Annotated in this window: 23 protein-coding genes; 12 read left to right on the forward strand and 11 right to left on the reverse strand. The window is 43.3% G+C overall.

All coding sequences use genetic code 11. The features are described from left to right. The first annotated feature begins 86 nt into the window (after positions 1–86). The 3 genes from QXD64_03850 to QXD64_03860 all read left to right on the forward strand — a co-directional run bounded on the left by QXD64_03850 (position 87) and on the right by QXD64_03860 (position 3,757). Positions 87–1,244 carry a histidine kinase N-terminal 7TM domain-containing protein gene (locus tag QXD64_03850; protein ID MEM3396446.1) on the forward strand — a complete coding sequence of 386 codons (1,158 nt, stop codon included), beginning with the start codon at positions 87–89 and terminating at the stop codon, positions 1,242–1,244. Between the two features lie 37 nt (positions 1,245–1,281). Continuing rightward, entirely contained in the window at positions 1,282–2,649 is a 1,368-nt protein-coding gene (locus tag QXD64_03855) for an MFS transporter (GenBank protein ID MEM3396447.1), read from the forward strand. Between the two features lie 109 nt (positions 2,650–2,758). Further along, positions 2,759–3,757, forward strand: coding sequence for a YrzE family protein (locus QXD64_03860; GenBank protein ID MEM3396448.1), 999 nt, complete (start codon positions 2,759–2,761; stop codon positions 3,755–3,757). A 4-nt stretch (positions 3,758–3,761) separates the two neighbouring features. Here QXD64_03860 and thrC read toward each other — a convergent pair whose 3' ends face one another. After that, complete coding sequence (gene thrC / locus QXD64_03865) at positions 3,762–4,964, reverse strand: threonine synthase (protein MEM3396449.1); 1,203 nt, start codon at positions 4,962–4,964, stop codon at positions 3,762–3,764. Between the two features lie 207 nt (positions 4,965–5,171). On the opposite strand from thrC, the gene QXD64_03870 reads away from it, so the two are divergent. Then, positions 5,172–6,167 (forward strand): radical SAM protein, encoded by a 996-nt coding sequence (locus QXD64_03870; protein ID MEM3396450.1) that lies wholly within the window; start codon positions 5,172–5,174, stop codon positions 6,165–6,167. Here QXD64_03870 and QXD64_03875 read toward each other — a convergent pair. Beyond that, complete coding sequence (locus QXD64_03875; protein MEM3396451.1) at positions 6,144–7,454, reverse strand: DNA primase small subunit PriS; 1,311 nt, start codon at positions 7,452–7,454, stop codon at positions 6,144–6,146. The two genes, QXD64_03870 and QXD64_03875, sit on opposite strands and share 24 nt — an antisense overlap. An 83-nt stretch (positions 7,455–7,537) precedes the next feature. Here QXD64_03875 and QXD64_03880 point away from each other — a divergent pair, with 83 nt between their 5' ends. After that, on the forward strand, positions 7,538–7,702 hold the full coding sequence (locus QXD64_03880) for a hypothetical protein (protein ID MEM3396452.1): 165 nt from the start codon (positions 7,538–7,540) through the stop codon (positions 7,700–7,702). Here the strand turns inward: QXD64_03880 and QXD64_03885 are convergent. Both QXD64_03885 and dnaK read right to left on the reverse strand, forming a co-directional pair. Next, positions 7,699–9,213 carry a site-2 protease family protein gene (locus QXD64_03885; protein ID MEM3396453.1) on the reverse strand — a complete coding sequence of 505 codons (1,515 nt, stop codon included), beginning with the start codon at positions 9,211–9,213 and terminating at the stop codon, positions 7,699–7,701. The two genes, QXD64_03880 and QXD64_03885, sit on opposite strands and share 4 nt — an antisense overlap. A gap of 45 nt (positions 9,214–9,258) precedes the next feature. After that, entirely contained in the window at positions 9,259–11,109 is a 1,851-nt protein-coding gene (gene dnaK / locus QXD64_03890; protein MEM3396454.1) for a molecular chaperone DnaK, read from the reverse strand. Positions 11,110–11,227: 118 nt separating this feature from the next. Here dnaK and QXD64_03895 point away from each other — a divergent pair, with 118 nt between their 5' ends. From QXD64_03895 to QXD64_03920, 6 genes are all read left to right on the forward strand, one after another. After that, complete coding sequence (locus QXD64_03895; protein MEM3396455.1) at positions 11,228–13,534, forward strand: tetratricopeptide repeat protein; 2,307 nt, start codon at positions 11,228–11,230, stop codon at positions 13,532–13,534. Further along, positions 13,527–13,922, forward strand: coding sequence for a DUF5788 family protein (locus tag QXD64_03900; protein ID MEM3396456.1), 396 nt, complete (start codon positions 13,527–13,529; stop codon positions 13,920–13,922). The genes QXD64_03895 and QXD64_03900 overlap by 8 nt, the downstream gene beginning before the upstream one ends. Then, positions 13,919–14,413 (forward strand): VanZ family protein, encoded by a 495-nt coding sequence (locus QXD64_03905; protein MEM3396457.1) that lies wholly within the window; start codon positions 13,919–13,921, stop codon positions 14,411–14,413. The genes QXD64_03900 and QXD64_03905 overlap by 4 nt, the downstream gene beginning before the upstream one ends. 212 nt (positions 14,414–14,625) lie before the next feature. Then, the gene (locus QXD64_03910) at positions 14,626–15,684 is read left to right on the forward strand and encodes a DUF6345 domain-containing protein (GenBank protein MEM3396458.1); all 1,059 of its coding nucleotides are present in this window, start codon (positions 14,626–14,628) and stop codon (positions 15,682–15,684) included. A 12-nt stretch (positions 15,685–15,696) separates the two neighbouring features. After that, entirely contained in the window at positions 15,697–16,686 is a 990-nt protein-coding gene (locus tag QXD64_03915; protein MEM3396459.1) for a hypothetical protein, read from the forward strand. Beyond that, positions 16,683–18,002: a hypothetical protein gene (locus tag QXD64_03920; protein ID MEM3396460.1), complete on the forward strand. Its 1,320-nt coding sequence runs from the start codon at positions 16,683–16,685 to the stop codon at positions 18,000–18,002. Before QXD64_03915 ends, QXD64_03920 begins: the two co-directional genes overlap by 4 nt. An 84-nt stretch (positions 18,003–18,086) precedes the next feature. On the opposite strand, the gene QXD64_03925 is transcribed toward QXD64_03920, so the two are convergent. From QXD64_03925 to QXD64_03945, 5 genes are all read right to left on the reverse strand, one after another. Then, a complete protein-coding gene (locus QXD64_03925) occupies positions 18,087–18,488 on the reverse strand; it encodes a Zn-ribbon domain-containing OB-fold protein (GenBank protein ID MEM3396461.1) in 402 nt (133 codons plus the stop codon). Positions 18,489–18,498: 10 nt separating this feature from the next. Then, entirely contained in the window at positions 18,499–19,668 is a 1,170-nt protein-coding gene (locus tag QXD64_03930) for a thiolase domain-containing protein (GenBank protein MEM3396462.1), read from the reverse strand. Between the two features lie 4 nt (positions 19,669–19,672). Beyond that, positions 19,673–20,722, reverse strand: coding sequence for a hydroxymethylglutaryl-CoA synthase (locus tag QXD64_03935; GenBank protein ID MEM3396463.1), 1,050 nt, complete (start codon positions 20,720–20,722; stop codon positions 19,673–19,675). A 4-nt stretch (positions 20,723–20,726) separates the two neighbouring features. Then, positions 20,727–21,404, reverse strand: coding sequence for a helix-turn-helix domain-containing protein (locus tag QXD64_03940; GenBank protein ID MEM3396464.1), 678 nt, complete (start codon positions 21,402–21,404; stop codon positions 20,727–20,729). A gap of 100 nt (positions 21,405–21,504) precedes the next feature. Continuing rightward, on the reverse strand, positions 21,505–21,822 hold the full coding sequence (locus QXD64_03945; protein MEM3396465.1) for a hypothetical protein: 318 nt from the start codon (positions 21,820–21,822) through the stop codon (positions 21,505–21,507). 63 nt (positions 21,823–21,885) lie between these two features. Between QXD64_03945 and QXD64_03950 the strand changes: the two genes are divergently transcribed. Beyond that, positions 21,886–22,443 (forward strand): hypothetical protein, encoded by a 558-nt coding sequence (locus QXD64_03950; GenBank protein MEM3396466.1) that lies wholly within the window; start codon positions 21,886–21,888, stop codon positions 22,441–22,443. Here the strand turns inward: QXD64_03950 and QXD64_03955 are convergent. Together QXD64_03955 and QXD64_03960 are read right to left on the reverse strand one after the other, a co-directional pair. Next, a complete protein-coding gene (locus QXD64_03955; protein MEM3396467.1) occupies positions 22,413–23,360 on the reverse strand; it encodes an A24 family peptidase C-terminal domain-containing protein in 948 nt (315 codons plus the stop codon). The two genes, QXD64_03950 and QXD64_03955, sit on opposite strands and share 31 nt — an antisense overlap. 89 nt (positions 23,361–23,449) lie before the next feature. Beyond that, positions 23,450–25,921, reverse strand: a complete 2,472-nt coding sequence (locus QXD64_03960) for a NosD domain-containing protein (GenBank protein MEM3396468.1) — start codon at positions 25,919–25,921, stop codon at positions 23,450–23,452. Between the last annotated feature and the right edge of the window lie 86 nt (positions 25,922–26,007).

Raw genomic sequence — 26,007 nt, forward strand, 5'->3', positions numbered from 1 at the left:
TGGAGAAAGGAAAATAACAAATACCGAAATGCTATACAGAAAGTGCTGAAGAGTAGAGGTAGGTCTAAAAGGATGTGGAAAAGTTGATGCTGACATGGTATGCGATACCCCCAGTAATTGCCATATCAATATTTGCAGCCCTGCTTGTGTGCTTTGCTAGATTAAGGACTAGCATTCACTATTCCGCATTTCTTTATGCATTTTTGTTCTTTCTGTGGAGTTTAGGAGAACTTATTGAAAGGTCAGCGGGTCCGCCTCCCAACGACATGGAAATTGCACTTCTTGGATTGAAAATTATTGCGATTGCAGGTGCATTTTTACCTGCTACCCTTGTGCATTTTGCATCTGAGTTCCCAGTTCATCAGGACAATGTTCCCAGGGCCGGGATCGGCCTGCTTTATGTGGTGAGTGCTATTACTGCTTTCCTCTCAGCAGGCACGAATTTTCTTGTTGAAGGTTTGATTGTTTATGAGCCGGGTTGGGGTGCTGACTTCGGAGTGGGAATGTATGTATGGGGAACTTATACCATTTTAGGGACTATAATTGCGATATGGCTGCTAGAAAAAAGTTCTTTTAAATTACAGTCAAGTGCCGGGAGAAGCCAAGCAAGAATTATAGGAATTGCCCTTGCGATTTCACTCTGTTGTGCTACACTTACTGGCTATGTACCTCCACTTCTTGGTACCGAAGACATATATCCTCTTACTACAATCCCGTTTGCAATTACTGGCGTACTGATGCTCCACACATTTCTGAAATATCATCAACTTATTCGGTTCTCTGTAAAACTTCCCAGGTCTAAAAAATTGGAAACAGGTTACTTTTGGTGCACTGACGGGGATTATGCTAGGAAATATTTTTTTGGGATTGCTCAGGCACTGGGAAGTGCACTTTTCGTTACCACGGACCCAAACATTCCCGAGGAAATCCACAAATCGGCAAGGGTAATTCTGCTGGCAAAGGATGGGGATTTGAACCCGTTGGACGAGGACAAAATGCGGATGTTCACTTTTCTCATTGAAAAATTTGTTTCGCAGGAAGAAAGGGCAGTTGTACTTCTCGAAGGATTTGATGATTTGCTGGCACATTATTTCTACTCCACAATTTCTGTACCTGATATGCTTGAGGAAATCAGGAAATGTGCGGCAAGATACAATGCTAAGATAATCTGTGTAATAAACCCAGATATTCTTGAGGACTGGCAAATAGAGGAGATAAAGAAAGGAGGGAAGCCATTAAAGTAGCGGAATTCTTTAATCTACCATATGGTTAAGGTGTTCAATGCAACCAAACAAAAGGATATTGCTTCTCACCACCACGCTTTCCTCCTTTCTCACGCCGTTTATGGCAAGTTCAATAAATTTAGCACTTCCGTCCATTGGCAAGGATTTTGCTGCAGATGCAATAACCCTAACCTGGATTCCCACAATTTATTTGCTTGCAGCAGCTGTGTTTCTACTTCCATTAGGAAAGCTTGCAGACATACATGGGAGAAGAAAGTTTTTCATTGCTGGCATCCTCATATTTACATTCGGCTCTTTTCTATGTGCTGTGGCAAACACGACTAGCATGCTCCTCCTCTTCAGAGTTATTCAGGGCTTCGGCGGTGCAATGATTTTCGGCACTGGTGTTGCCCTTCTCTCCTCTGTTTTCCCACTTGAGGAGAGGGGCAAAGTGCTCGGGATTAACACTGGCTCAGTTTATCTAGGTGCATCGCTTGGGCCAGTACTTGGGGGTGTGCTTACCCAGCATTTCACATGGCGGAGCATCTTCTTCTTCAATGTTGTGCTTGGCATCATTGTTGCAGTGCTTGCAATAATTTATCTCAAATTTGAGTTGAACCCAGCAAAAGGGGAAAAATTTGATATTGCTGGCTCTTTTATTTATGGCATTGCTCTCGTGTTTCTCCTAGTCGGACTTTCCGAGCTCTCCGATGGAAATGGCATTTACTTTCTCGTTCTAGGGATTTTCGGAATTGGAGCGTTTGCTAGCTTTGAGCTGCGGAGTGCACACCCATTAATCAACCTCAGGATTTTCAGAAAGAACACTGTATTCTCATACTCCAGTTTGGCAACATTCATAAATTATGCAGCCACTGCAGGTGTTGGTTTCCTGATGAGTTTATACCTTCAGTATGCAAAAGGACTTTCGCCTCAGAGTGCTGGCTTTATCATTCTTTCCCAGGCCCTTGTGATGACTGCAGTCGCTCCCGTTGCTGGCAGGTTGTCTGACAGAATTGAGCCACGAATCATTTCTTCTGCAGGCATGGGCTGCACATTCCTTGCTCTGATTTCGCTTGCAATGGTTGATGTCTCCACATCGCTCTTTCTTGTGGTGCCAGTGCTTGCTCTTTTTGGAGTTGGTCTCGGGCTTTTCTCCTCGCCAAACGCAAATGCAATAATGAGCTCCGTAGAAAGAAAGCAATATGGTCTTGCCTCCGCTACAATTGCAACAATGCGAATTGTCGGGCAGATGACGAGCTTAGCAATCACGATGCTCTGTGTGGCTATTTTCATTGGTAAGGTGGAAATTACCGCGGCTCAGATACCAAACCTCATCACAACCATGAAAACAGTGTTGATAATTTTTGCTGGACTCTGCTTCTTTGGAATTTTTGCCTCACTGAGAAGAGGGAACTTGAGGGGGTGATTTCAAGAGTCATACACAGCCAGTTCAAGCCAGATATCAGCGAAACATTTATATATGTGTATGACTATATATTATAATTGTCTGACAGATGTCAGAAGGGGTGGGAAAAATGCATGTTTATGAAGATAGAACCACAAAAAAGCTGATGCGAAAAGGTGTGTTCTCTCTGTCTAGCAAGCACCATGACCGTGAGGCACACACATTCAAGGAACATGCACCATTTAGTATTCCTCAGGCAATTGGACTCTGCTTTGTGCTCTCTGTTCTACTTTACTGGCTCCCAATCTTTGGCCCAATGATTGCCGGCTATGTGTGTGGAAGAAGGGCCGGGACTGCGCTAAAGGGTGCTGCCTGCGGGCTTGTGGCAGGGCTGATTCTGTTTATCATTGGCTACATTCTTATACTTGACATATTCTCTGCGGGCACAATTCTGAGAACATGCCAGGACACTCTCTGGAACTGGATTCAGGGTGCTAATCCTGTAATCGCAAGCTATTGTCTCTTCATAAGCCAGTGGGCTGCATTCATTGCTGCAGTTTTCAGAAGTTTCCTCCTCACGGAGCCAGGGAATCTTGTGCTTCTTGTGGTTTTTGGATACATCGGTGGTGCAATCGCCGCCCAGAGATACAGAGAAATCAGTGCTAAGGGAAACCATTTTGCAGGAAGTCATGACTCCAAGCCAAAGCACACCTGGACATTCTTTAACTCAAGGGCAAGGTATGAACCTGAGAGATACTACTATGTGAAGGCAAAAGAGCCAGAAAGAAAAACCTATTATGTGAGCAGGCCAGTTGAACCAGTAGAGATTGAGGAAGAACCAGTGGTCATAAAAGCGAAACCAGAGAGGAAGAGAGGAGAACAGCGAAAAAAGGGCGGGAGGAGAGAAGACGCAGTAAAACGGGAAGAAGTCAATACATTCTCAGATGACGAATACTACATTCTTGGAAAGGCAAAACCAGTAAAAGATGTTGAACCAGAGGAGAACGAGGAACAAGCGATCACGAGAAAGAACAGAGGTATCAACAGCATTGTGGAGCGAGCAATGAGGGCAAGAGAAGAGGAGATGGAGAGAGGGAGCCAGAGGGCTGAGGAACTGGGGGTGCTGTAGGAACTTAGATTTTTATTTCTTCCCCCACATCAATCACCCTTGCTTCTCCCATCCTGCTTATGACTATATCCAGGTCTTTGAAGCCCGTACCCGTGACCAGGCACACAACATTGTCATTCTTGCTTATTACACCAGCATTCCTTAATGCAATTATCCCGGCGAGCGATGCACTTCCTGTGGGTTCTGCAAAAATCCCAGCATACTTTGCAAGCAACTCCTGGGCCTCAAGAATCAGAGCATCTGGCACTGCAATTGCACTTCCACCATTTCGATACATCAACTTCAATGCCGCATTTCCATCCCATGTATAGGGGTCAGCAATTCCGCCAGCAACTGTTTTCGGGCCCTCCCATGCTCTAATCTCTTTCCGCTCCTTCCATGCTCTCACAAGGGGCGCACAACCCTCTGACTGTACAGCATGCACAACAGGCTCTTTTCCTATCCAGCCAAGCTCCTTATACTCTCTAAAGCCCTTCAGTGTGCCGAGCAAGAGCCCGGCACCACCTACAGGCACCACAACCGCATCTGCCTCTATTTGCTCTGCAACCTCATACGCAATTGTTTTTGCACCCTCTATCTGATAAGGATTGAAGCTTCCAAAGCTCGGCACAGCATGCCAGCCGAATTTTTCCACACAAATAGAGAGCATCTCTGCAGTCGGGTCCTTTCCCTTTTCTCGCTCCCTTACCCTGTAAACTCTCGCACCCAGCATCTGCAATTGTGCAATCTTGGATTTAGGTGCATCAACTGGCACAAAGGTAACGCATTTCAATCCAAATCTGGCACACCAGGCCGCAAGTGAGGTTGCAGCGTTGCCTGATGAAGCACTGGCTAAAACCTCCGCCCCAAATTCCAGGGCCTTGTTTGCACCCACAACAATTGGCCTATCCTTGAAACTACCAGTCGGATTCACTGTCTCATTTTTCAGGTAGAGATTTTTCAGCCCGAGTTTTTCGCAGAGCCGTTCAGATTTTATGAGAGGCGTGTAGCCCTCCCCAAGTGTTTTCGGGTTTTTAGCCAGCAATGGCAAAAACTCAAAGTATTTTGCAACCACATTTCCTTTGCGATGCTCCACTTCCTCCCTTGAAACCTCAATTTCATCAATGTTCATGAAAACTTCTAACCTCCCTGAGCAGGGGCATGTGTAGATTTTTTCCATTCCGTACTCTTTCCCGCACTTTTCACAAACGAGTTTGTACTTCTGCATGAAGCTTGGAAAACCTTCACTTATTTATCACTTGGGACAAAAGGCAATCAGTAAACTTTTTATATTCTTACTTAGTTATAGATAACGAGAGCTGTATGGCGATACCAGCCTCATGGATTGCATGCGTCCAGCGTGCAGGTTTATTTGGTTAGATGCTCAAAGCATACTAGCCGACCTCATATCCATGTATTTAGGGCTGGCGCTGAAATGCAGCTGGAGCAATACGAGGGCATTCTTTCTGGAAAGAGAAAAGCCAACTTTCTGCTAGCGAAAAAATATCGCTTGGATTTTGAAAAAAATGCATCGCTAGAAGAACTCTGGGAGATTCATGATGAAGCAGTTGCAGAACTGAAAAACGGAAATCAGCATAACAAAGGAAAATCCAGTCTGCTGGAATTGAAAAAAGAGATTGCCTGGAAAATGCTGGAGAACTGTGAATTCTGCGAACGGCGATGCAAAGCAAACAGAAAAGCTGGAAAGCGAGGGATGTGTGGTGTCTTAGAGCCAAAAATTGCCTCTGAGTTTCTGCATTTTGGCGAGGAACCAATGCTTGTGCCCTCCCACACAATTTTCTTTGCTGGCTGCACTTTCAAATGCATTTTCTGTCAGAACTGGGACATAAGCCAGTATCCAGAGAATGGAGTGAGTGCTTCGCCAGAGGAAATGGTTGCAGTAATCAAGGCAAGGCACACTGTTTCATTGAATGTGAATTGGGTTGGTGGTGAGCCAACACCGAATCTTCCGTTTATCATAGATGTGCTCTGCAATCTTGAGATTAACATTCCGCAAATCTGGAATTCCAATATGTACATGACCAGAGAAACCATGAAGTTATTGGATGGTATTGTTGACCTTTATCTTTCCGACTTCAAGTATGGCAATGATACCTGTGCAGAAAAACTATCTGGTGTAAAGAAATACATGGAGGTTGTGCTCCGCAACCACAAGGAAGCAAACAGGCAGTGCGATTTGTTAATCAGACATCTCGTGATGCCTGAACATGTGGATTGCTGCAGCCTTCCATTGCTGGATTTGATAGATAAAGAACTTGAGAAAAAAAATCTGCTGCTCAACATAATGGACCAATACAGGCCAGAATACAAAGCCCATGAAGTGCCTGGAATGGACAGAAGAATCACGAACAAGGAGTTTTACACTGTGTTGAAGCATGCAAAAGGGTTAGGGTTTTCCTGCACTCCCTGAACTTACTAATTTTGCCATTCCCCTGCAGAGCAGGAACATTGCTGCAAATTCTGGCACTTCCGCTAATCCTTCCTTGTGCGAAAATTTTTCTCCCTTGAGTTGAATTTCGACTGGCTTTGTAATCTCAAGTTTCACTGGCACATCAGAATATGTTGGAGGCACTGCATCTCTCAATGGCTCAAAATCCTCAAATTCCTGTCTCGTCATCTCCTTCACAACCAGCCCTGTTTTACCATGGAGCGTGAATGGAAGGCGGATAAGCCGCTTGATGTCTGATGTTACTGGCTCATCGGTCTCGCCACCGATTGCGGGTGTTAACTTCTGCACCACAAACAAAATGAGTGCATTTTGGGATGTTGCGGACAACACAGCCAGTGTTTCTTTCTCAATCACCACTTTGTATTTTTCTTTCAAATACAGTTCATCGTAAAGCGCTTCTCCGGTTGCGGGTCCAATACCTTTCACACCACCTTTTCTACCTTGAATCATAGACTGGAATTCCTCTTTGCTGAGATTTTTCCACTCGAGAACTGTAGAAATGATTCCATCCCTCAATCGTTTTTTCCAGCCCATAGCATCTGGTGGCGGAAGTTTTATTGAAATTTTTCCTTTCTGTGGATACTTCGAGTCTTCCTTCAGCCCTCCTGGAATGTAATCATCCACATCAAACAGATACCTTATGTTTTCCCTAATTTCACCAATCCTCTCCCCCTCTATCAGTCCGGTTCCAGCAATGTAGTCCACAATCTCTCGCCTCTCGTTTGAACCGAGTTTTCTGACGCAATCCTTGGTTATGTGGGCATGATAGCCCCTGCCTCCAGAAAACACAATCTTCACATCGTTTTCCTCAAACCCAAAGTCGTTGAGCAGGTAATCATCCACGAGTTTCTTGAATTCCTCCTTCACCTTTGCCAGCATCTCTGGATAGCTCATTTTCTCGCTCCCTGGGATGTGGTCTGCGTCAAGGTCAAATATCAGGTCGGCACCGAGCCAGCCCTTCTCATCCATTGTTCTTGCATCTGGCTTTCTGTAAAGAGCAGAGGAATAATAAATGTGGGCGGGCACTCTCTCTACAATAAACTTTTTGAGGCCAGCAGGTGCAAAGCCAATGTGTCTTACCATCCCCGGTTTTCCAAAGAACATAAAGGCAAACTCTCTCTGCTGAATGTCTGAAACAGAAAGCTCTGTCTGCTGGTAATACTTCTTGAATCTTGTCTGGATAAAGCTTATGCGTTCCCTCTCCTCTGGCTGAATTTTTTGCACCTCTTTCTGCTCTCCTTGGGTCATTGGAAGCGGGAGAACACAAAAGTAAAAAAAGGTTTGCAGAGCATCTACGGAAACTTAATATCCTTCCAAAAATTATAGGTATCGTGGGAAATTTCATAGTGTACACGGGCTATTTCCTTGCAGTGGTAATCATGCTCCTAGGAGTTTACTTTGCAGTGCGACAGCACGAATTGGTTATTGGAGCGGTGTGCTTGATTGCAGGGATAATCATGGCATACCTTTTCCTGATGAGAAGACCAGAATACTAGCGCCGCATTGCCACTGTAAACTCAATGCTTTTCTCCATTGAGGTTCCTGCAGGCATCACCTTGAACTCCAGCTTGACGAAATTGTATGTTGAATAATTTCCAATAAACTGAAGCCAGATCATGCAGTTGATTTTCTCACCTGGCTTCAAGCGTGGAGTAAAAGCTGTGAAATTTGAAATCGTGGATGTTTGATTTTTGTGGATGTAAGAGTATTCAACCGTGAGATTTTGTTTATAATCTCTATCAGGAATTGTGGTGTTGTTTGTGGTAAGTTTCACACCAACAAGCACAATTGCGTACCTGGAGTAAATTTCGCCCATGTTCTCTATTTGAATTTCAAAGTCAACAGTAAGGTTTTCATTAACTGACTTTTCTTTCACATCAGAATTCAACCCAAAATTCATACTTGCATCCCTCAAGGGCACCACAACAAAACTGCTTATCAGTATAAGCACCGCCACAACACCAACAATCTTTCTTTTATTGTCCAGTTTTGATATAGTGTTAAGAGGTGGTGGATGTCGCAATCCCAAAATTATCACAAGGAACGCAAAAAACAACCACCCAGGATACATAAAGCTCATCACGAGCATTCCCAACACTGCTGCATAGCCAAGATACCTTGCATTGCTTCCAAACAGGGCATTCACAATGTGGCCTCCATCAAGCTGTCCTGCGGGCAGAAGATTGATTGCAGTGACAAACAGCCCCACCCATCCAGCAATAGCCGTGGGATGAAGCCCTTCTGGAGCAAAGGGAAGCATTGAGGAAAGCAATTCAAAGAAGAGTGAGGAGCCCAAGACCAAGCCACCACCATCAAGAATCACAGGAGGATGGATTGTCGAAAGGTAAAGTCCAATCCCTGTTACTGGGATTGCAACTAGAAAACCACAGATGGGGCCAGCAAATCCTATGTCCATTAATGCCTTCCTATCTGGAATTGGCTCTTTGATGCTTATAAAAGCCCCCATTGTGCCAAAGAGGAAAGGTGGAGGAACAGGAATAAAGTAAGGCAGTGTTGCACTTACTCCATGCCTTTTTGCTGCAAAATAATGTCCCAGTTCATGAATGCCCAAAATTAGCATAAGTGGGATGGCAAAAAAGAGAATACCCGAGAACACAACACTTAGTGTAAGCATACCGCTCATCTCTGTAATTCCCACATACCCAGCCCATAGTGTCATTCCTGCCAATGTAGTGGTTGCAATCGTGCCGATGAGCAAAATTATGTTCCAGATTATATTTGATTGCTTTGTAGGTGGCTTTTTCAACACATGCACCACATGCTCCCCATTCTCTAGGGTAAGTGTAGGCACATAGTTCTGGGGAATTAGCTCTTTTCGTAATTCGTCAAATTTAGAATCAATCGATTCTAGAGGCGTGCGAATATAGAAAGCAATCTCCATAGGCGAAACTCTGATCTCATAGATGGAAAAGTATTTGCCCACAGCTCTCTTCAAATAATCAATTTCTGCAGAATTTGCACCTGGGGTTTGCGGAGGAAAGCTCATTCATAATCCTCAAAAATCTTGGTGTAAATAATACTTTTTAAAGGTTTACTTCTCATCTACCTTCTTGTATTCCGCATCCACATATTCTTTCTTTCCTTCTTCCTTCTTTTCCCCTTGGGAATTCTCTGCGTTAGTAGAAGAGGATTGTGCGGTTTGCTGGTAGAGCCGTGTGCTCACAGCACCCACTGTGTTCAGCAGTTCCTCCATTCCTTTCTTCATAGCATCCACATCTTCCTTTTCCACCGCCTTGTTCAAATTATCAATTGCGTCCTCTATCTTTTTCTTCTCATCCTCGGTTATTTTGTCCTTGAACTCATTGAGCATTTTTCTGGTATTGTAAATCAGTCCTTCTGCTTTATTCTTTGTCTCCACCTTTTCCACTACCTTCTTATCCTCTGCCGCATATTTCTCTGCCTCTTTCACCATTGCATCTATCTGTTCTTTGCTGAGTTTTGTGGAAGCGGTTATTGTGATGCTCTGGGATTTGCCAGTAGCCCTGTCCTTCGCAGAAACATGGAGTATGCCATTGGCATCAATGTCAAAAGTCACTTCTATCTGGGGCACGCCTCTGGGTGCAGGTGGAATCCCTGAGAGCAAAAATTTTCCGAGGGAGGTGTTGTCCTTAGCCAACGGCCTCTCGCCCTGAAGCACATGAATCTCCACAGTGCTTTGGAAGTCAGATGCTGTTGTGAATACCTCTGTTTTCCTTGTAGGAATTGTGGTATTTCTCTCAATAATTTTCGTGAACACACCGCCAAGCGTTTCTACACCAAGAGAAAGTGGTGTGACATCCAGGAGCAGAATGTCCTTTACTTCTCCAGCCAGCACTGCTCCCTGGATTGCTGCACCTATCGCAACGCATTCCATCGGGTCAACACCCCGTTCAATTTTTTTGCCTAAAATTCGTTCAACAAAGTTCTGGACTGCGGGCATTCTTGTTGGCCCACCTACAAGAATAACCCTATCAATGTCCTCCTTTGTGAGTTTCGCATCCTTCAACGCCTGGTTAATCGGGGTTTCACACCTCTTAAGAATTGGCTCAATTAATTCCTCAAGCTTCGCTCTCGTGAGTTTCATCTGAAGATGTTTGGGTCCTGTACTGTCCGCAGTAATGAACGGAAGATTTATCTCTGTTTCCAGCACAGAGGAAAGCTCAATCTTTGCCTTCTCCGCTGCCTCTTTTAATCGCATCATTGCCATTCTGTCATTTCGTAGGTCTATTCCTGTTTCCTCCTTGAACTTACCAGCAACGTAGTCAATTATTGCATTGTCCATGTCTGTGCCACCAAGTTGGGTATCCCCAGATGTTGAGAGAACCTCGAAAACACCTTCGCCAAATTCCATAATTGTAACATCAAGTGTTCCTCCACCTAAATCAAACACTAGAATTTTCTGTTCCTTGCCTGCCTTATCTATACCATAAGCAAGCGATGCAGCGGTGGGCTCGTTTATTATTCGCACTACCTCCAGTCCCGCAATTGTCCCAGCATCCTTTGTTGCCTGTCTCTGATTATCGTTGAAGTATGCTGGTACAGTGATTACTGCTTTATCCACTTTCTCGCCTAGAAATGCCTCCGCATCCTTCTTTATCTTCTGGAGAATGAAGGCAGAGAGTTGCTGGGGCGTGAATTCCTTTCCATAAATGTTGTACTTGTAGTCGGTACCCATTTTTCGCTTCACAGCATAAACCGTGCCTTCAGGATTTGTAATTGCCTGCCTCCTTGCTGGTTCTCCCACGAGCAACTGTCCATCCTTTGTGAATGCTACATAAGAGGGAAATGCCTTGCCTCCGATTGTAGTGCCTTCAGCACTTGGGATTATAACTGGCTTTCCTCCTTCAATTACTGCTGCTGCAGAATTACTTGTGCCCAGGTCAATCCCTATAATTTTGCCCATATGCATCACCAAAATTGGTATAAATGCACTACTATATAAAACTTTCTAAATGGACACTGGCATACCAGCCAACACCCTCAAAACATTTATATAATCTCTCACAAATATAGATGTCAGCATGGCGAATATGGTTGTCTGCCCGAAATGTGGTTCCATCAACTCCCCGAAAGCTATGGAGTGCACAGAATGTGGTTCTCCGCTAGTTCCAGATAAGCTCCGATTCTTACTGGATGTGCAAGGTATGAACCCATCATTAATTCAAAAACTCTACCTTGCCGGTTTTAAAAATGCCGACGACCTCAAGAATGCTAGTGTAAAAGAAATCGCCAAAGTTGAAGGTATCACAAGAAATATGGCTGAGAGAATCAAACAGCAAATAATCAAACTTGAACTTACTGGGAACCAGAAGAGTGTTTCTCTCTACATTTGCTCTCACTGTGGTGCGCTTCTCTCAGAAAAAGCCACATCCTGCCCACAATGTGGTGCTGCAGTGGTCCAAGAACCAGAGACAGAAGTTCAGCTTGAAACGAAAACTTCCCCAGAAGAAGAGAAACTGATAAAAGAACTGGAAAAGCCAAAAATTACCCTTTTTCTCTGCTCAAACTGTGGGGCTTTTGTATCCAGTGATGCAAGAGCATGTCCAAACTGTGGTGCTCTAATGGAAAGTGCTGCTGAGGAAGAAATTGAAACCAAGGAAGGCACATCAGAAGTCAAAACAACCCCTGAAATTACACCAATGCACGAGATGGATGGTGCGATCATAGGTGTGTGCAGTTCCTGCGGTGCATTTCTGTCAAGAAGTGCAAAGGCATGTCCAGTATGTGGAAGCCCAGCTGAAAACAACATTAGTGTGGCAATAAATTCCATTGGTGAAGTGGAAACAAGAGGTAAAGAAACACCAATCAAGCCAGATTTTGCAATATCCAGCTTCGATCCGAAGCTTGAATCAGAGGGCAAAATTTTTTTGTGTGAGGTCTGTGGTGCGTTTGTTTCAGAAGGTGCCGAAGTGTGTCCTGTGTGCAACTCCCCAACCACAAATATGAAGAAGGAGGTAATCAGAATAGGCACACCTGAGAAAATGAGCAGTGAGGAGCTCATAAATCTTTTAGAAAAAGAAATAACTAAGGCGATAGATGATGCAGAGAAATCAATAGCCGAAGAGAAGAAAATTGAGATGCAACAGATGCCTGTTGAACCAGAAGTTGTCGAACTCCATGGCTTTGAGTCCATTGAAGCGGAATTGAAGGAGGCAATTCCTGAGCATCAGACGGAGCCGGAATCTGAAGAGGCGCAGGAACATGTGGAACATCTAGAGGATGTGCATTCTGCAGTCACCTATGAAATTGGAGACATTCTTGTAGAAAGTGTGCTGAAGAATAAATTCTCTTTTGAAGAGACGGAAAATGTAGAAAAAATAGAGCATGTTTCAGACCCTGTTGGAGAGGTCGAAAGCGAACTCTGGGAGTATTTTTTTGACGCCGAGGAGGAAAAAACAGAAGTGGAAGGAACTGAATGTCCTATATGTGGTTACAAAAATCCAGCCAATGAGGAAAAGTGCGAGATTTGTGGCTCAACCATTATGCCAGAAGAGGAAGAGAAACGGGAGGAAGAAATCACTGAACCACCTAAAAAAGTGAAAAAGGAAGTAGTGATCGAAGAAAAAAAGGCACAGCCAGATAAAGCAGCCAAAGAAGTTGAAAAGGTGAAAAAGGAAGTGATGACTGTGCCTGTTGGCAAAGTAAAGGTGAAGCCCATCCCAGTTGGAAAGAAAGTTTCTCGAGTATCTCCTCTTGAAAAGCATTATTATAAAATACTTGGAATTTCTCTTGCAGGTACTGGGATTGTATGTTTGCTTGTTTTTGGTGTATCAACTCTATCTGCGGGTGTTATGGCTCTCGTCTTTATTGTTATAGGGGCGATTTTCTCGTTGTTGATGCTGAAGCATCAGAAGAAGGAAGAACCTACAGTTCAAAAATTTCTCAAGGTTCCTCAACCCTCGAAACCCAGTGAAGTTGCTTTGTTCAATATGGGGTCAACATATCTTACTACAGGGAGATTCAATGATGCAGTGAAGGCCTTTGAAGAGGTTGTGAAATTGAATCCAAGAAATGAGGTTGCATGGAATAATCTGGGCAGCGCGCTTTCAAAACTGGAGAAACATGAGGATGCACTGAAATGCTACGAAAAGGCACTAGAACTTAAACCAGATTTTGAGATTGCATGGAATAACAGAGGGAATGCCCTTGCACGACTTGGAAGATTTGAGGAAGCACTTGAATGCTATGATAAAGCGATTGCACTAAAAAGAGATTATCATGATGCCTGGGTGAACAAGGGCTATGTGCTAGTTAAAATTGGGCGATACAGCGAGGCAATCGCCTGTGCAAATGAGGCAAACAAGCTCGTGGAGAGAACCTATGGCTGAGAAAATAACAGAACCAGAGAGAGAGGCCTTGCTTTACGAAATTAGGCGCTCATTTGCGATTCTGAATGCTGATATACCTGAAAAAGTTGAACTTAAGGGTTTTAAGGAAGTTCCACTAAGAGAGATAGTTCTGGAAATTCGGAAAGGAGGAGTAAAGAATAGAGATTACATTATCTCACTAATTGAGGCAATCAACCAGAAGGTCAAGGAGATGGAGGAAAAAATTTACGGAGAAATTACAATTGAGGAGGCAATCTGTCTTAAAGATTCAATACTCGGTTTAAAAAGAGCAAGAGCAGAGCTTGAGAGTGAGCTGGATGGCAATTCCAATATGGAACTTGAAGACACGAAAAGGTTTTACAACCTTGTAAAGGAGCTGAGAAGATGAGATACACAGCTAGACACGCACTGATTGTAGGAACCTGGTTTGCTATTTTGGTTTATGCTTTGCTCATTTTCCAGCTTTCCTCTGCTCCCATGAATGCACAACCTCAACCAATCCAAACCACTTACCAGACAATAAACGAGACCGTGAGCCAAACCATTGTTGTGCCCACAGGACAGCCCCAGAGATATACACCGGACTATCTTCATCTCTTTCTGTTTGTCGGTTTCGGTTGTTTGCTTTATGCTGGCTTTTTTGTGCTCGGAGGTAGGGCGAGACATTTTGCAGTCAATTTAGCATGGATTGCTGGCACTATCTATGGAATTGCGGATGAATACCACCAGAGTTTTGTCCCAGGCAGAACAATGGACTGGAAGGATGCTGTTGCTGATGCCAGCGGTGTATTTCTTGGAATCCTGATCGCTGTGCCTCTCGTTCTTGCAGTAATTAAACTCAGGATAAGGTTCCGCTCAAAGTGGCTGGATTATGCTTAACAACACAAAACGAAAACTGTAGTGTTCTCCCATATAAACCTATATAAACCTAATGTGTGATTTCACAATTTGACGCTGTTTTTTATGATTATTTGAAATTACTGGCATAATTTTTCACAAACAATCCAGAATGTGCCAGATTTTATGCTTCAAACTGTGAAAACTTGCGATATATATATATATGATTTGTTTTCTTATTATTGGTGAGAAAAATGGGCACAAAATGGAGAGTATTCGGGATAGGAATAGTGCTTTTCGCACTATTCTGGTGCTCTGTGGCTCAGATGCCTACAGTGAACGCAGGGAATGATGACACACAGAAGGAAGTTCTTGCAGAGTGGGTGAATCAGTATAATGGTAAGGCTGGGGACCTTCCCTACTCTGACATTGATGCATACGGAAGAACTGGCTGGTGGTGGTACTGGCCGATATTAGGATATGTGTATGGAACCAAACCAGGATTCGGGTATGTAATGTCCCAGCATGGATGGGAGACAACAGTGTGGGGGAACAACAATGCTATACCAGATGACTTCGCAAGACCAGCTGAATTTGGTGCATCTCGTGATTTTATCTATTTTGCAGGACATGGTACTGGCGGCGGAACGATACGAGTAAATGGTCAATTTATCCACTTTAGCGCAATGGTATTCGGTACAGATCAATCTTCTGCGATATCTATGCCTCCAAACAGCTACGACCCATTAACTCAACCAGCATCAAATTATGCAGATTCGTATGAAACTTTGCTGGGTGATAATGACGATGTGGAATGGCTTACTCTTTCTTGCTGTCGGGGACTAGCAGGTGGAGCAAGTGCCGTATGCACCCAAACATGGGGATATGCAATGTACCACCATACACCAACAAACACGCAGGGCATTCATGTTGTCAACGGGTATGTAACAGATTCTTATTGGTATGGGACTTGGTCATGGTGGGACCATAAAACTCGCGGGGCAATTTATGCAGAATGCCTTTTTGAAGGAGGAACCCAAAATGGATATCTGAAGCGTGCCGTGGGATTTGCATGGCAAAGAGCGACAATTCGGGATGTATCTGAGAATTGCTGGGGTGAGCATCACTATATTGTGGGTGCAAGTGTGGCAGCAGTGGGCAACATATACGAAAATGGAGAATTAGTAGATATAGTGGAATATTTCTATGAAGATACGATTGATTCCCCGCTTCCAGACCCGATAAACAAAAATATAGGAAATATTATATCAATATACACGCCACAGTATTATGAATGGGTTGTGGACCAGTAGGAGGCGAATACCATGAAAAAAGTGACTAAGATAATAATTTCTCTGGCGGTATGCGGAATGCTTTGCGGAGTTCTGGTTTGGTATTTAACAGCACCTGCTCCAAGAACAGAAGAAAACGAGAATGTGGCTTCATCCGTTCTCATTGGAACACAGAGTACCTATGCCCCCTATCTTTACAATGGAGATGTAGATTTCGACAAAAATCTTTCAGGTGTTCTCGATAGCTGGCCAAGCAAAAGAGCCCTCCTTACATTGACAATTTTCTCACCACTCCAAGGTGCGAACAAACAGGATGCTTGTATTGCCATTGCGAAAGCATTTGGAATTTACACAAACACAACTGAGGAGAGTCCGCTTGGAATCACAGTTAAAGATGAATCTAGACAAGTTGAAGTTAGCACAGTTTCAATTTTGTATTCCACAGACTACGCTGTTCCGCCAACATTGCCAGAAAAATTTATCTCTGACGATAAAGCGGTAAGCACAGCATGGAATTTTATAAATTCCACAGTTCCACATATCTTGAAGAATGCATACCCACATCTAACAATAGACTTCCATGCGATTGATGCCGATAAGAAAAGTGATGGTGTCGTTACTTACTACACCACGAAAGTTATATCCTTCTCACTTGCATACGATGACTATCCAATTGCGCCAAGAGTGATGGTACGAGTGAACGCTACAGGAACAGTTACCTGGTTATCCATGTCCTGTGATTTTGCAGTTTCAAATTATGGCTGGATTGATGCAAAACAACCAGCCGAAATTATAAACTATCTCAGAGGTAAAGGTATTGGTATCTCCAAACCTCCTCAAAATGTAAAAAAAGCAAGTATTACAGGAATTGATATCTACTATGTGACGTCAGAGAAACCTCTGCTTCCAGATAAACCGCACCCACCATTACTTGTACCACTTTACGAAATGAAGATAACTGTTATGTACAATGACGGCACCACTGAAAACATCCAACAAAACCTCAGGGTGGAATTGGCATGAGAAAACTATTCCTATTTTTATTTATTTTCTTTCTTGCGACTATTTCATTTGTTCACATCAACGCCCTTGCAGAATCAGCGCCTTCGGACAGATACTTAGAACATGCCCCTATTAAGATTACCTCAAAAAGTGAATTCACAAAAGAGAATGGCGTGGTTGGGGGCTGCGGGACTGCAAATGACCCCTTTATCATTGAAGGTTGGAAAATTGTGAATGCTATAGAATGGAGTGGCATTTATGTAAGATGCAGCACAGAGGTTTTTTATATCATAAGAAATTGTTTTGTTGTCGGATGTCATATTACACTGTATGCCGATAACGGTCTTATCATGGACAACATAATATATAATCCCGATTATAATGCCAGTGGTTACGGAATATACATCGGAGCAAGAAACATAGTCATCTATAACAATACAATTACCGCATACTACGCAGGAGTTGAGGTCACTAAGGGATGGGATTTAAGAACAGATTCTCAAAATATCCAGGTTATCTCAAATAATATTACCTCCCTTAACGGTGTTGACCTTCAACATGTATCCAATGCGAGAGTTGAGTCAAATCACATAACGGGATTTTGTGGGGTGATGGATGGTGAAAGCGAAAATGGCAAAATAATCTCAAACAACTTTTACATAGTTCAAGGATGTGCAATAAATGGAAGAAACGAAATTCATCATAACAACTTTCACAAGCGATTTGAAAATGGAGTTTTAAACAAAAGTCTGGGTGAAGATAGGTCTGGGAGAAGCATCTGGTATGACCCAGAAAGAAAAGAAGGAAATTACTGGTATAACTGGGATGGTAAAGGCTGGGGCACAGAAAATGCATATCCGATTAACGGTTCAAACGTATCCGATTACTACCCTCTGAGGACACCACTAGAAAATCAAACAATCTTTATAAAATACAACAAGACGATTTCTATGTCTGAGAAAATTAAGGTATATGTAAAGAATGCTAGCTCAGAACCGCTTAGGGGTTGTGGTCTCTCTGTGGAATTCGTTTTTGACGCACCTGCTGGAGTTAGAGCATATGTTGAAAACGCTCAATCTGATGAAAATGGGAGTGCAGAGGTGGATGTGGAGGTCAATCCCAACGCAAATTCTGGGAAACATCTTGTGATTCTAATGATAAAATCTAATAAATCTGGCTATTTGAATTCTTCAAAGATTGTGATTCTCACAGTTTGCATAAACACAGGTTCTCCTTTGGAGTTAAATCCGTTGGTTATTACTACTCTTCTTATTATACTATTAGCTTGTTTCATTGGGTATGTCTTCCACATGAGAAAAAAGAGGAGGGGAAAATAGGAATAGTGCTTTTCGCACTATTCTGGCACTCTGTGGCTCAGATATGAACGGTGATGCAAATGCAGACAGTGGTATGCCTCATTTCTATTTCACCAGTGCAAACTTATACCCATAGTAGATTATTCCTGCCTTTCCATCCTCGCCAAGCCGCCTGAACACCATCTCCACCTTTGAGCCAATCTTAACCTCCTCTGGATTGCAATCCACAATCTGGGCTGTGATTTTTGGGCCCTCATCCAGCTGAATTATTGCCATGATGTAAGGCACCTGGTTCTCAAATCCATCTGCTGGCTCGTACACCAATGTATAGGAATGCACAACACCCTTACCACTCAACTTGTATTGTTTCATCTTTCCTATGCTCAATCGATGGCAATCTGGACACACAATCCTCGGCGGAAAATACACCTTCTTGCAATTCTCGCACTGCACACCAATCAGGTTATAGCGGTTTGGAATCTGACGCCAGAATCTCGGTATCTGCATTTTGACCACCTCAATTCTCCCGCTTGAGAATGCTCACAAAGGCAGTTGCACCAGTACCTCCAATGTTCAGTGTCAAGCCCACATTTGCATTTGGCACCTGCCTTTCCTTCGCCTCGCCTCTCAGCTGTTGCACAATCTCAACCACCTGCGCAATTCCCACAGCACCTGGCGGCTGACCTCTGCCCTTGAGTCCACCAGAGGGATTCACCACCACTTTACCTCCAATGTCTGTCTGGCCCTCTGCAGTTGCCTTGCCTCCTTCACCCTTTTTCACTAGTCGCAAGTCCTCTATCTCCACAATCTCTGCAATAGTATAACAGTCGTGTACCTCTGCTATATTCACCTCTCGCGGACCAATCTTCGCCATGTGGTATGCCCTGCTGGATGCCCTCACAACCGCATCCATGGTGCAGATGTCCCTTCTGCTATGCAATGCAATTGTATCTGTGGCAAGACCTACACCTGCAATCTTGACTGGAGTATCACAGAATTTTTTAGCATGGTCCCATGGACAGAGTACCACCGCTGCCGCACCATCTGAAACCGGGGCACAGTCAAGGGTCTTTATCGGTGTAGCTACTGGTGAAGAAGAAAGTACTTGCCCAACCGTCAGTGTGTTCTTGAAATGCGCAACTGGGTTCTTGGAAGCAAATTTGTGATTTTTCACAGCCACATGAGCCATCTGTTCTTCGGTAGTTCCATATTCATACATGTGTCGCCTTGCCATCATTGCAAACAGCGAGGCATAGGTAGCCCCAAAAATGCTTTCCCACTCGTTGTCTGCAGTGGAACAAAGTTCTCTGTTGGCTTCCGCATCTCCTACATCCGTCATCTTTTCTGCACCACCAACCATCACGAAATCATACATGCCAGAGGCAACTGCAAGGTATGCTTCATAGAGAGCAACACCTCCAGATGCACTTGCTGCTTCCACACGCACAGCTGGTAGATGCTTGGAAGAATAGCCAGAATAGTCAAGAATCAATGAGGAAACATGCTCCTGTTCAATAAGTTTGCCAGCAGACATATTTCCAACATAGAGAGCGTCAAGCAAATCACCACTTATCTTTGCATCTTCAATCGCTCTGAGCCCTGCCTCAATTCCAATCTCTCTAAAGGATTTTTCCCAGAGTTCCCCGAACTTTGTCATTCCAATTCCAATTATTGCTACATCTCGCATTTGATCATTCCTCCCTTAGAATAATCTGGTGCTTTAGTTTCGTGTAGATTGCATAGTTTACCTCAACTGCATTCTCAATGTAGTGCCTGATTAGGGGTGCGTTTTCTCGCTTGAAATTCTGGATTTCCTCAGTCACAGTTATATCAAAACCGTCTGAGCCAGCACCTGAACCAAAGGCAACAGCGAGAATTCTGTCCCCTGGCTTTGCAACATCAAGCACAGAACATAGACCAAGCATTACTGCTCCTGAATACGTGTTGCCGATGTAGGGTGTAAGCAAGCCCTGGTTTATCTGTTCGTCCTTGAAACCAAGCATTTTGCCTGCCCTTCTTGGAAATCTGCCATTGGGCTGATGGAAAATTGCATACTGGTAATCCTCTGGTTTCGTGCCCTGCATCTCCATCAATTTTTTGGCACAGGTGAGCACATGTCTGAAGTATGCTGGCTCTCCTGTAAATCTGCCACCATGACTGGGATACATCTGTCCCTCTCTTCTCCAGAAGTCAGGTGTGTCTGTTGTAAAAGAGTATGTGCGATTGATTTCCGCAATCACCTTCTCATTGCCGATGAGGATTGCAGCACCACCAGCACTTGCAGTATATTCTAGTGGGTCTCCAGGTGCTCCCTGAGATGTGTCAGCACCTATTGCAAGTCCATACTTTATCATCCCTGATTTCACAAGGCCCATGCAGGTCTGGATGCCTGCAGTCCCTGCCTTGCAGGCAAATTCGTAGTCAGCAGCAGTTAAGTCAGGCGTTGCACCTATTGCCTCTGCAACAACGGTGGCAGTGGGCTTCACAGCATAGGGATGCGACTCTGAGCCACAATAGATTGCTCCAATTTCTTTCGGATTAATTGAAACTCTTTTCAGTGCGTTCCTTGCCGCTGTCACCGCAATTGTGATTGTGTCTTCATCCGGGCCTGGCACTGATTTGGCTTTCACACCTAAGCTCTCGCCGTAGCTCTTTCCATCGATTCCCCACACCGCTCCAATCTCTGCAGGTGTTATCCTGTAGCGGGGCACATAGCCACCATAACTTACTATTCCTACCATTTTTTCACAACTCCTCTAATCTTTTTATTATTTCATTCAGGTTCATTTTTGTGACAAGCAAGGGAATGTTTTCCAGTTCTGCAATTTTTATTGCAAGTGGGTCAAGTTCCTTTGGTGCATGGAGCACCACACAGGCAGGTTTCAGGGGATGGACCCTTATTGCTACCATGGGACTTCGGCCAAACCTTACATCGGTAAATATGAGGGCCCTCTCAGTGCTCCAGCCATAAATTTTGAGATAGTCAGTAGCATTCAGGGAGAGAATTGCCTTAACACTATCAACTATTGTGTAGCCATGTATGTCACGCTGGAGTGAGCAAGGAGAAACATTTTTTGCACCAAGCACATCCTTGAAGTCGGTTAGTGGAATTCCAATGGGAAACTCACGAATCTGAATAATGGCATCACTTTCAACACCAAGCATGTATTTTTTAATGACTTCCCCACCTTTTTTTCTATCAATATTTATTATAGACTGGACAATTCTAGAAATTGTCTTTATGCCTGGCGACTCCCTTCGCTCATGTTCGTAGTCGCAGATTGTGGATGGCGAGACACCCAGTTCTTCAGCAAGTTCTTTCTGACTCACTTTGAAGGTTTCCCGCCATTTCTTTATTGTCTTGCCAGGGCTTTCAGAAAGCACGATTTCGCCAGCCATTTTTTCAGCAAGTTTATCAAGCATTCGGGGTTTCAATGGCATCTAGTATATAAAACTTTTTCAAAGAATGCCGAATAGGTAGTTCGCTAAAGAGCGAACTAATATGGTAATTTCTATTTGCGTTCTATTTGCGAATTTCCTTTATATCTTCCTGGATTTGTTTTTCCATTTCTCGGTCTATGCTTACCTCACTTTCCCAGATTTCAAGGTTTTCAATCAGTTCCTTAAGGGCTTTAAGGCAATTGATACATATGTATTTGTTTCCGATTTTCTTGACAGGGATTCTTTTATAACAGATGGTATCACAGAGAAAGCAAACATGCATCTCCTTTGTTTTGTATTCTGCATAACTCTCAAGCTTCTTCCCTTCGATTATTGCTTCTATCCACTTCTCTCTTTTTGCAGTTTCTTCAATCGTGCCTTTTTCTTTTTCATCAGGCATAATCTCTTAACATGAATTTACGAAAGGTATTTAAATGTATTTGCTGTCTCCCTTCTGAGATAGATGAAAGCTTTGGATTACAAAGACAGTGAGATAAAAACTAGAGGAGTGAATATAAAAAATCTCCTTGATACTATGAAATTTAAACGGGGAAGTGAGGGCCTCGCTGAGCTAAATAAACATCTATTAAATAACTATGGACTTGACCTCTCCCATGTGATTGAAAAGGACTGGTACCCTCTGTGGTACGAATTTGCTGTGCTTGAAACCCTTTGCTCACAACTCCACGGTGACCCATACAAGAATGCAGAGGTAATAGGGGTGAGAGGTGCAGAAGACATTGGAATTCTTAAGTTTTTTGTAAAGTTTGTTATGAATCCAAACGAACTAGCTGCGAAATCACAGAGTGATTGGAGAAATTTCTACGATGGTGGAAAATTTGTCATTCACAAGAATGTGCCAGGAGAGATAATCTGCGAAATTTGTGATTTTCCATACTTTGAACTTTACGCCCACAATATCAAAGGATTCTTGAAAGGAGTGCTCAAGCTGGGCGGTGCAAAAAACCCAAGGGTGGAAATTATAGAAAATTACAAATACAGATGCACCTGGGAGCAGTAAAAGGCATGGATGGAAGAGACACCAATCAGAAGGAAGAATACATTTCCTAGAATTACACTTATAAATAAACCAGCGGTGATTGGAATTATGAATGGAATCTGTGGCGTCACCCAAACCTCTTTTCTGCCGAGCCGTTCAAGTTCTGCGACCTCTACAGCAATGTTTTCGTCCTCGTCCTTATCTGGAGTGTATTTTGTAACAATTTTTCCGTTCACAGGATGTTCCATGAGCCAAACGAATTTTTTCTTTACATCACACACTGGCATTTTATAGCCAAAAAATGCATGAGGAATCTTAGCGTTGCCCTTTACTGCATTGTAAAGGAAGAGCACTAGGGGATAAAAAATGAACCAGAACACTGCATTCAGAAGAACTGTAAGGGCAAAAGGAAACATAGTTTCAAACATGGAAATGTTTGTTTCTGCAAGCGGGAAATTGAGAAAACGAGGGTATGTGGGAAAAAGAAGAGCTATGAGCATGAGGGCTTTAGCATCTGCACCACCGTGAATTATGTTGAGCTCATAGAAAACTCGCATGAGCACCTGCATTGCAACAATGCCCATCAGAATTCCATTTTCAGGAGAAAACCAGTAAAAGCCAATCAAGAATGTGAGGGCTGTGAGCAGGATGTAAAGCGTCATTTCAACATAGATTTCCGTCGTTTCTGAAATGCCAAACCGTTCGAGGGAGATGTATGGTGTGAAGAAAAGAGCTATTGCAAGTAAACCAAGAAGATAAGCAATACCCGAGCTTGAGATTAAAATGAGATGGCTAAAAAGAAGTAGAGAACCAATTGCACCACCAATCAGCCAGACATAGTTTTCTATCTGACGTGTGCGATAGTCTGAGTAGGAAGCGATGCTAAACAAACCCAAAGCAACAATCACACGGGTTATGTCAATGTATTCCAAGAGCATAATTCAGGTTAAAGAACAGTTATATATATGTGTAAGGGCGGTAATGTGTCAAAAGTGAAGCACAAATAAAAATAAAAAAACAGAGAAAATTATTTTTGTCTTCTTCTATACAGTATTGAAAGCACACCTATGCAAAGTACCAACAACGCAAATACTGGGAATTGCGAGAACTCTGGAACACTCAAAGGATACCAGTCGCTCGCACCTGCACCACCAGCTATCGGATAAGCACTTGCCGTACCCCATTCCTTGCCGTCCCAGTTGCTCCAGTAGTTGCCTTCCTGTGCAGTATTATTGTACCAGAGGTTACCTGTACCTGCATCATATGCTTGACTTTTGCCATCTGTGGTACCTTTGGTTGCGCCGTTGTTCCCTGTAAAGTTATTATAACAGATGTAATTGTTTGCGGAAGTAGATGTGAGATAGATACCATAATTTGTGTTTTGGTATATCCTGTTATGTGTTATGTTATTAAAGGATGATGAGGTTATGTAGATTCCATAAGTGCCGTGGTTGTAGATATTGTTGTAGATTATTGTTGTATTGTTTGCATAGGATGATGTTGCAAAATAGATACCATATTGTGTATTGCTGTATATATCGTTGTTAATTATCGTGGTATTGTTCGCATATGATGATGCGAAATAGATGCCGTACTGTGCATTGTTGTAGATTGTGTTGTTTGCAATAGTGTTGTTCTCTGGTTTTGTGCCCGTAAGATATATGCCTGCCCTACTGTTCCCAAAGGCCTCATTTCCGAGCACTATGTTATTCCTCGAAGTGGTCAGTCTAATACCATCTCTGTTTCCATAAACAGTGTTATTTTTTACTGTGTTCCATACACTACTTGTTTGCAGCCATATTCCAAATGTGTGGTTATATACAATGTTCTCTTGAATTGTGACATTAGTGGCAGTGATGAGCGATATTCCAGCACTGTTTGTTCCACCTGATACATTCTCGAGTTCGCAGTTTTTGATGACTACATGGAGATTTGTATTCTGAAGAGAGATACCGTATGTGCCAGAGTAAGTAGATATCTTGTAGTTTTTGATTATGTATGGGTTCGATTCACTGCCGTCTCCATCCCAACCCCATTCAGCTGCCTTTCCAATCAGAGCGCTGTCTCCGTTTATTGCGAATGGCACTGTTCTCTTCATCGCTTCGTTTGGTGCAACACCACTGTTAATGTTCTCAATCCATGTGAAGTTCAAAATTTTAGGGCTATCACCTGTTGGGTTTTCCTTCGGAGACGCACCGAACAGGTAGTTGTTTGCACCATTTGTGATGTAGAAGAGAATGTTGACCTGCGTGGGATTTCCTATATCGGCAAATGGAATCGCTATCTCTGCGGTCTGGGAACCTTTTGCCACACCTCCTGTGAAACTCTGATCAGCAAGCCAAGCACCTGCATTTGAATCCCACATTCTTAGATTCCAATAAGGCGTTGCTCGACCTGGTGCATAGACGAAACACCAGTCAGCATAGAAGGAGAAATTGTGCCAACCATTCCAGTCCACTGATGTGCTTCCACCACCACTGGCTGTGTCCATGTAAATCCAGAGCACATCCTCTTCAGTGCCTCCATGAAATGCCTCTCCTCTATCAACACCGATATAAAGATTATTTGCATTCCATGTGAGATACCAATTTACATTATCTTTACCGCCCATGTTCTCGTCTGCTTGCCATTCTCCAAGGTCACCATCAACAACAATGTCATGGTAAGAGGTTTTACCATTTGAAGATAACTCAGTGTACTGGAGCGTTGTAGAAACGCTAAATTTCCAATCAACCATATAGTAATAAACTGCATAGGTCTCGCCTATACCAAGTGTGTTCTTCCCAGCCATTGTCTCCATTTCTCTGCCGTTCGTTGCTGCTGCCACACTATCGCCAATGTTCCATGTCCATTCCTGCTGCACCACACCTGCAAATGTCAGCACTCGGCTTGCCTCTATCTTTCCGTTCTTGCCTACAATTTCTATGGCCTTGTCAGCTCCAACTGCAAAGTTTTGCGAGGGCTTGAAACCAGTTGCTGCGTTATTGTCCGTGTCAATAAATACATACGCCACATCCCTTCCATTTGCGTTTGGAATTGCAGTTTCTCGCTGATTCGCAACATACACCGGATTTTCCGATGGTGCCTCCACAATGTATCTGCCATCACCAGCAAGCAAATTACCATACACCTTTGCATAAAACGCCACACTCTTGCCAGATTCCGCTGTTGCATATTCAGCAATGTCTATGTTTTCTGGCACACCGAAATTCCTTGCCTTCGAGGTCTTTTCAATGCCCTGCCAGTCCTCAAAATTACCATCTACCTTTATTACACTAGCATTGTTATTCTGCCATGTAAGCACCGCAATTGCACTGAGCACTACTATACCTATCAGAAACACAGCCAAGATACGTGCATGATTAACACCTTTGTTCATTCTCTTATTGTATTTGTGTTTGTGCGTTAAACCACTTGTAAACCCACTGGGATACCCATATTTGTTATTCCTAATGCCCTTCAACTCCAAACCTTTTGTGGTTTTGCTTTCCAACTTCATTTGAATCACCAAAGAAAGAGTATCTGTTCTTAATATTTATAATTTTGTATTAGGAATAACCCTGCTAACTGAAAACCATAAAAAAT

It is taken from the genome of Thermoplasmata archaeon, from assembly GCA_038874435.1.
Taxonomy (GTDB): Archaea; Thermoplasmatota; Thermoplasmata; order Lutacidiplasmatales; family SKW197; genus SKW197.

Excerpts from the sequence above, each read along its gene's own strand:
- QXD64_03915 (MEM3396459.1), top strand. The coding sequence starts at position 15,697 with ATGAAAAAAGTGACTAAGATAATAATTTCTCTGGCGGTATGCGGAATG.
- QXD64_03920 (MEM3396460.1), top strand. The coding sequence starts at position 16,683 with ATGAGAAAACTATTCCTATTTTTATTTATTTTCTTTCTTGCGACTATT.
- QXD64_03885 (MEM3396453.1), bottom strand. The coding sequence starts at position 9,213 with ATGAGCTTTCCTCCGCAAACCCCAGGTGCAAATTCTGCAGAAATTGAT.
- QXD64_03945 (MEM3396465.1), bottom strand. The coding sequence starts at position 21,822 with ATGCCTGATGAAAAAGAAAAAGGCACGATTGAAGAAACTGCAAAAAGA.
- QXD64_03930 (MEM3396462.1), bottom strand. The coding sequence starts at position 19,668 with ATGCGAGATGTAGCAATAATTGGAATTGGAATGACAAAGTTCGGGGAA.
- QXD64_03900 (MEM3396456.1), top strand. The coding sequence starts at position 13,527 with ATGGCTGAGAAAATAACAGAACCAGAGAGAGAGGCCTTGCTTTACGAA.
- QXD64_03910 (MEM3396458.1), top strand. The coding sequence starts at position 14,626 with ATGGGCACAAAATGGAGAGTATTCGGGATAGGAATAGTGCTTTTCGCA.
- QXD64_03925 (MEM3396461.1), bottom strand. The coding sequence starts at position 18,488 with ATGCAGATACCGAGATTCTGGCGTCAGATTCCAAACCGCTATAACCTG.
- dnaK (MEM3396454.1), bottom strand. The coding sequence starts at position 11,109 with ATGGGCAAAATTATAGGGATTGACCTGGGCACAAGTAATTCTGCAGCA.
- QXD64_03870 (MEM3396450.1), top strand. The coding sequence starts at position 5,172 with ATGCAGCTGGAGCAATACGAGGGCATTCTTTCTGGAAAGAGAAAAGCC.
- QXD64_03855 (MEM3396447.1), top strand. The coding sequence starts at position 1,282 with ATGCAACCAAACAAAAGGATATTGCTTCTCACCACCACGCTTTCCTCC.
- QXD64_03940 (MEM3396464.1), bottom strand. The coding sequence starts at position 21,404 with ATGCTTGATAAACTTGCTGAAAAAATGGCTGGCGAAATCGTGCTTTCT.
- QXD64_03875 (MEM3396451.1), bottom strand. The coding sequence starts at position 7,454 with ATGACCCAAGGAGAGCAGAAAGAGGTGCAAAAAATTCAGCCAGAGGAG.
- QXD64_03905 (MEM3396457.1), top strand. The coding sequence starts at position 13,919 with ATGAGATACACAGCTAGACACGCACTGATTGTAGGAACCTGGTTTGCT.
- QXD64_03955 (MEM3396467.1), bottom strand. The coding sequence starts at position 23,360 with ATGCTCTTGGAATACATTGACATAACCCGTGTGATTGTTGCTTTGGGT.
- QXD64_03860 (MEM3396448.1), top strand. The coding sequence starts at position 2,759 with ATGCATGTTTATGAAGATAGAACCACAAAAAAGCTGATGCGAAAAGGT.
- QXD64_03850 (MEM3396446.1), top strand. The coding sequence starts at position 87 with ATGCTGACATGGTATGCGATACCCCCAGTAATTGCCATATCAATATTT.
- thrC (MEM3396449.1), bottom strand. The coding sequence starts at position 4,964 with ATGCAGAAGTACAAACTCGTTTGTGAAAAGTGCGGGAAAGAGTACGGA.
- QXD64_03960 (MEM3396468.1), bottom strand. The coding sequence starts at position 25,921 with ATGAAGTTGGAAAGCAAAACCACAAAAGGTTTGGAGTTGAAGGGCATT.
- QXD64_03950 (MEM3396466.1), top strand. The coding sequence starts at position 21,886 with ATGAAAGCTTTGGATTACAAAGACAGTGAGATAAAAACTAGAGGAGTG.
- QXD64_03935 (MEM3396463.1), bottom strand. The coding sequence starts at position 20,722 with ATGGTAGGAATAGTAAGTTATGGTGGCTATGTGCCCCGCTACAGGATA.
- QXD64_03895 (MEM3396455.1), top strand. The coding sequence starts at position 11,228 with ATGGCGAATATGGTTGTCTGCCCGAAATGTGGTTCCATCAACTCCCCG.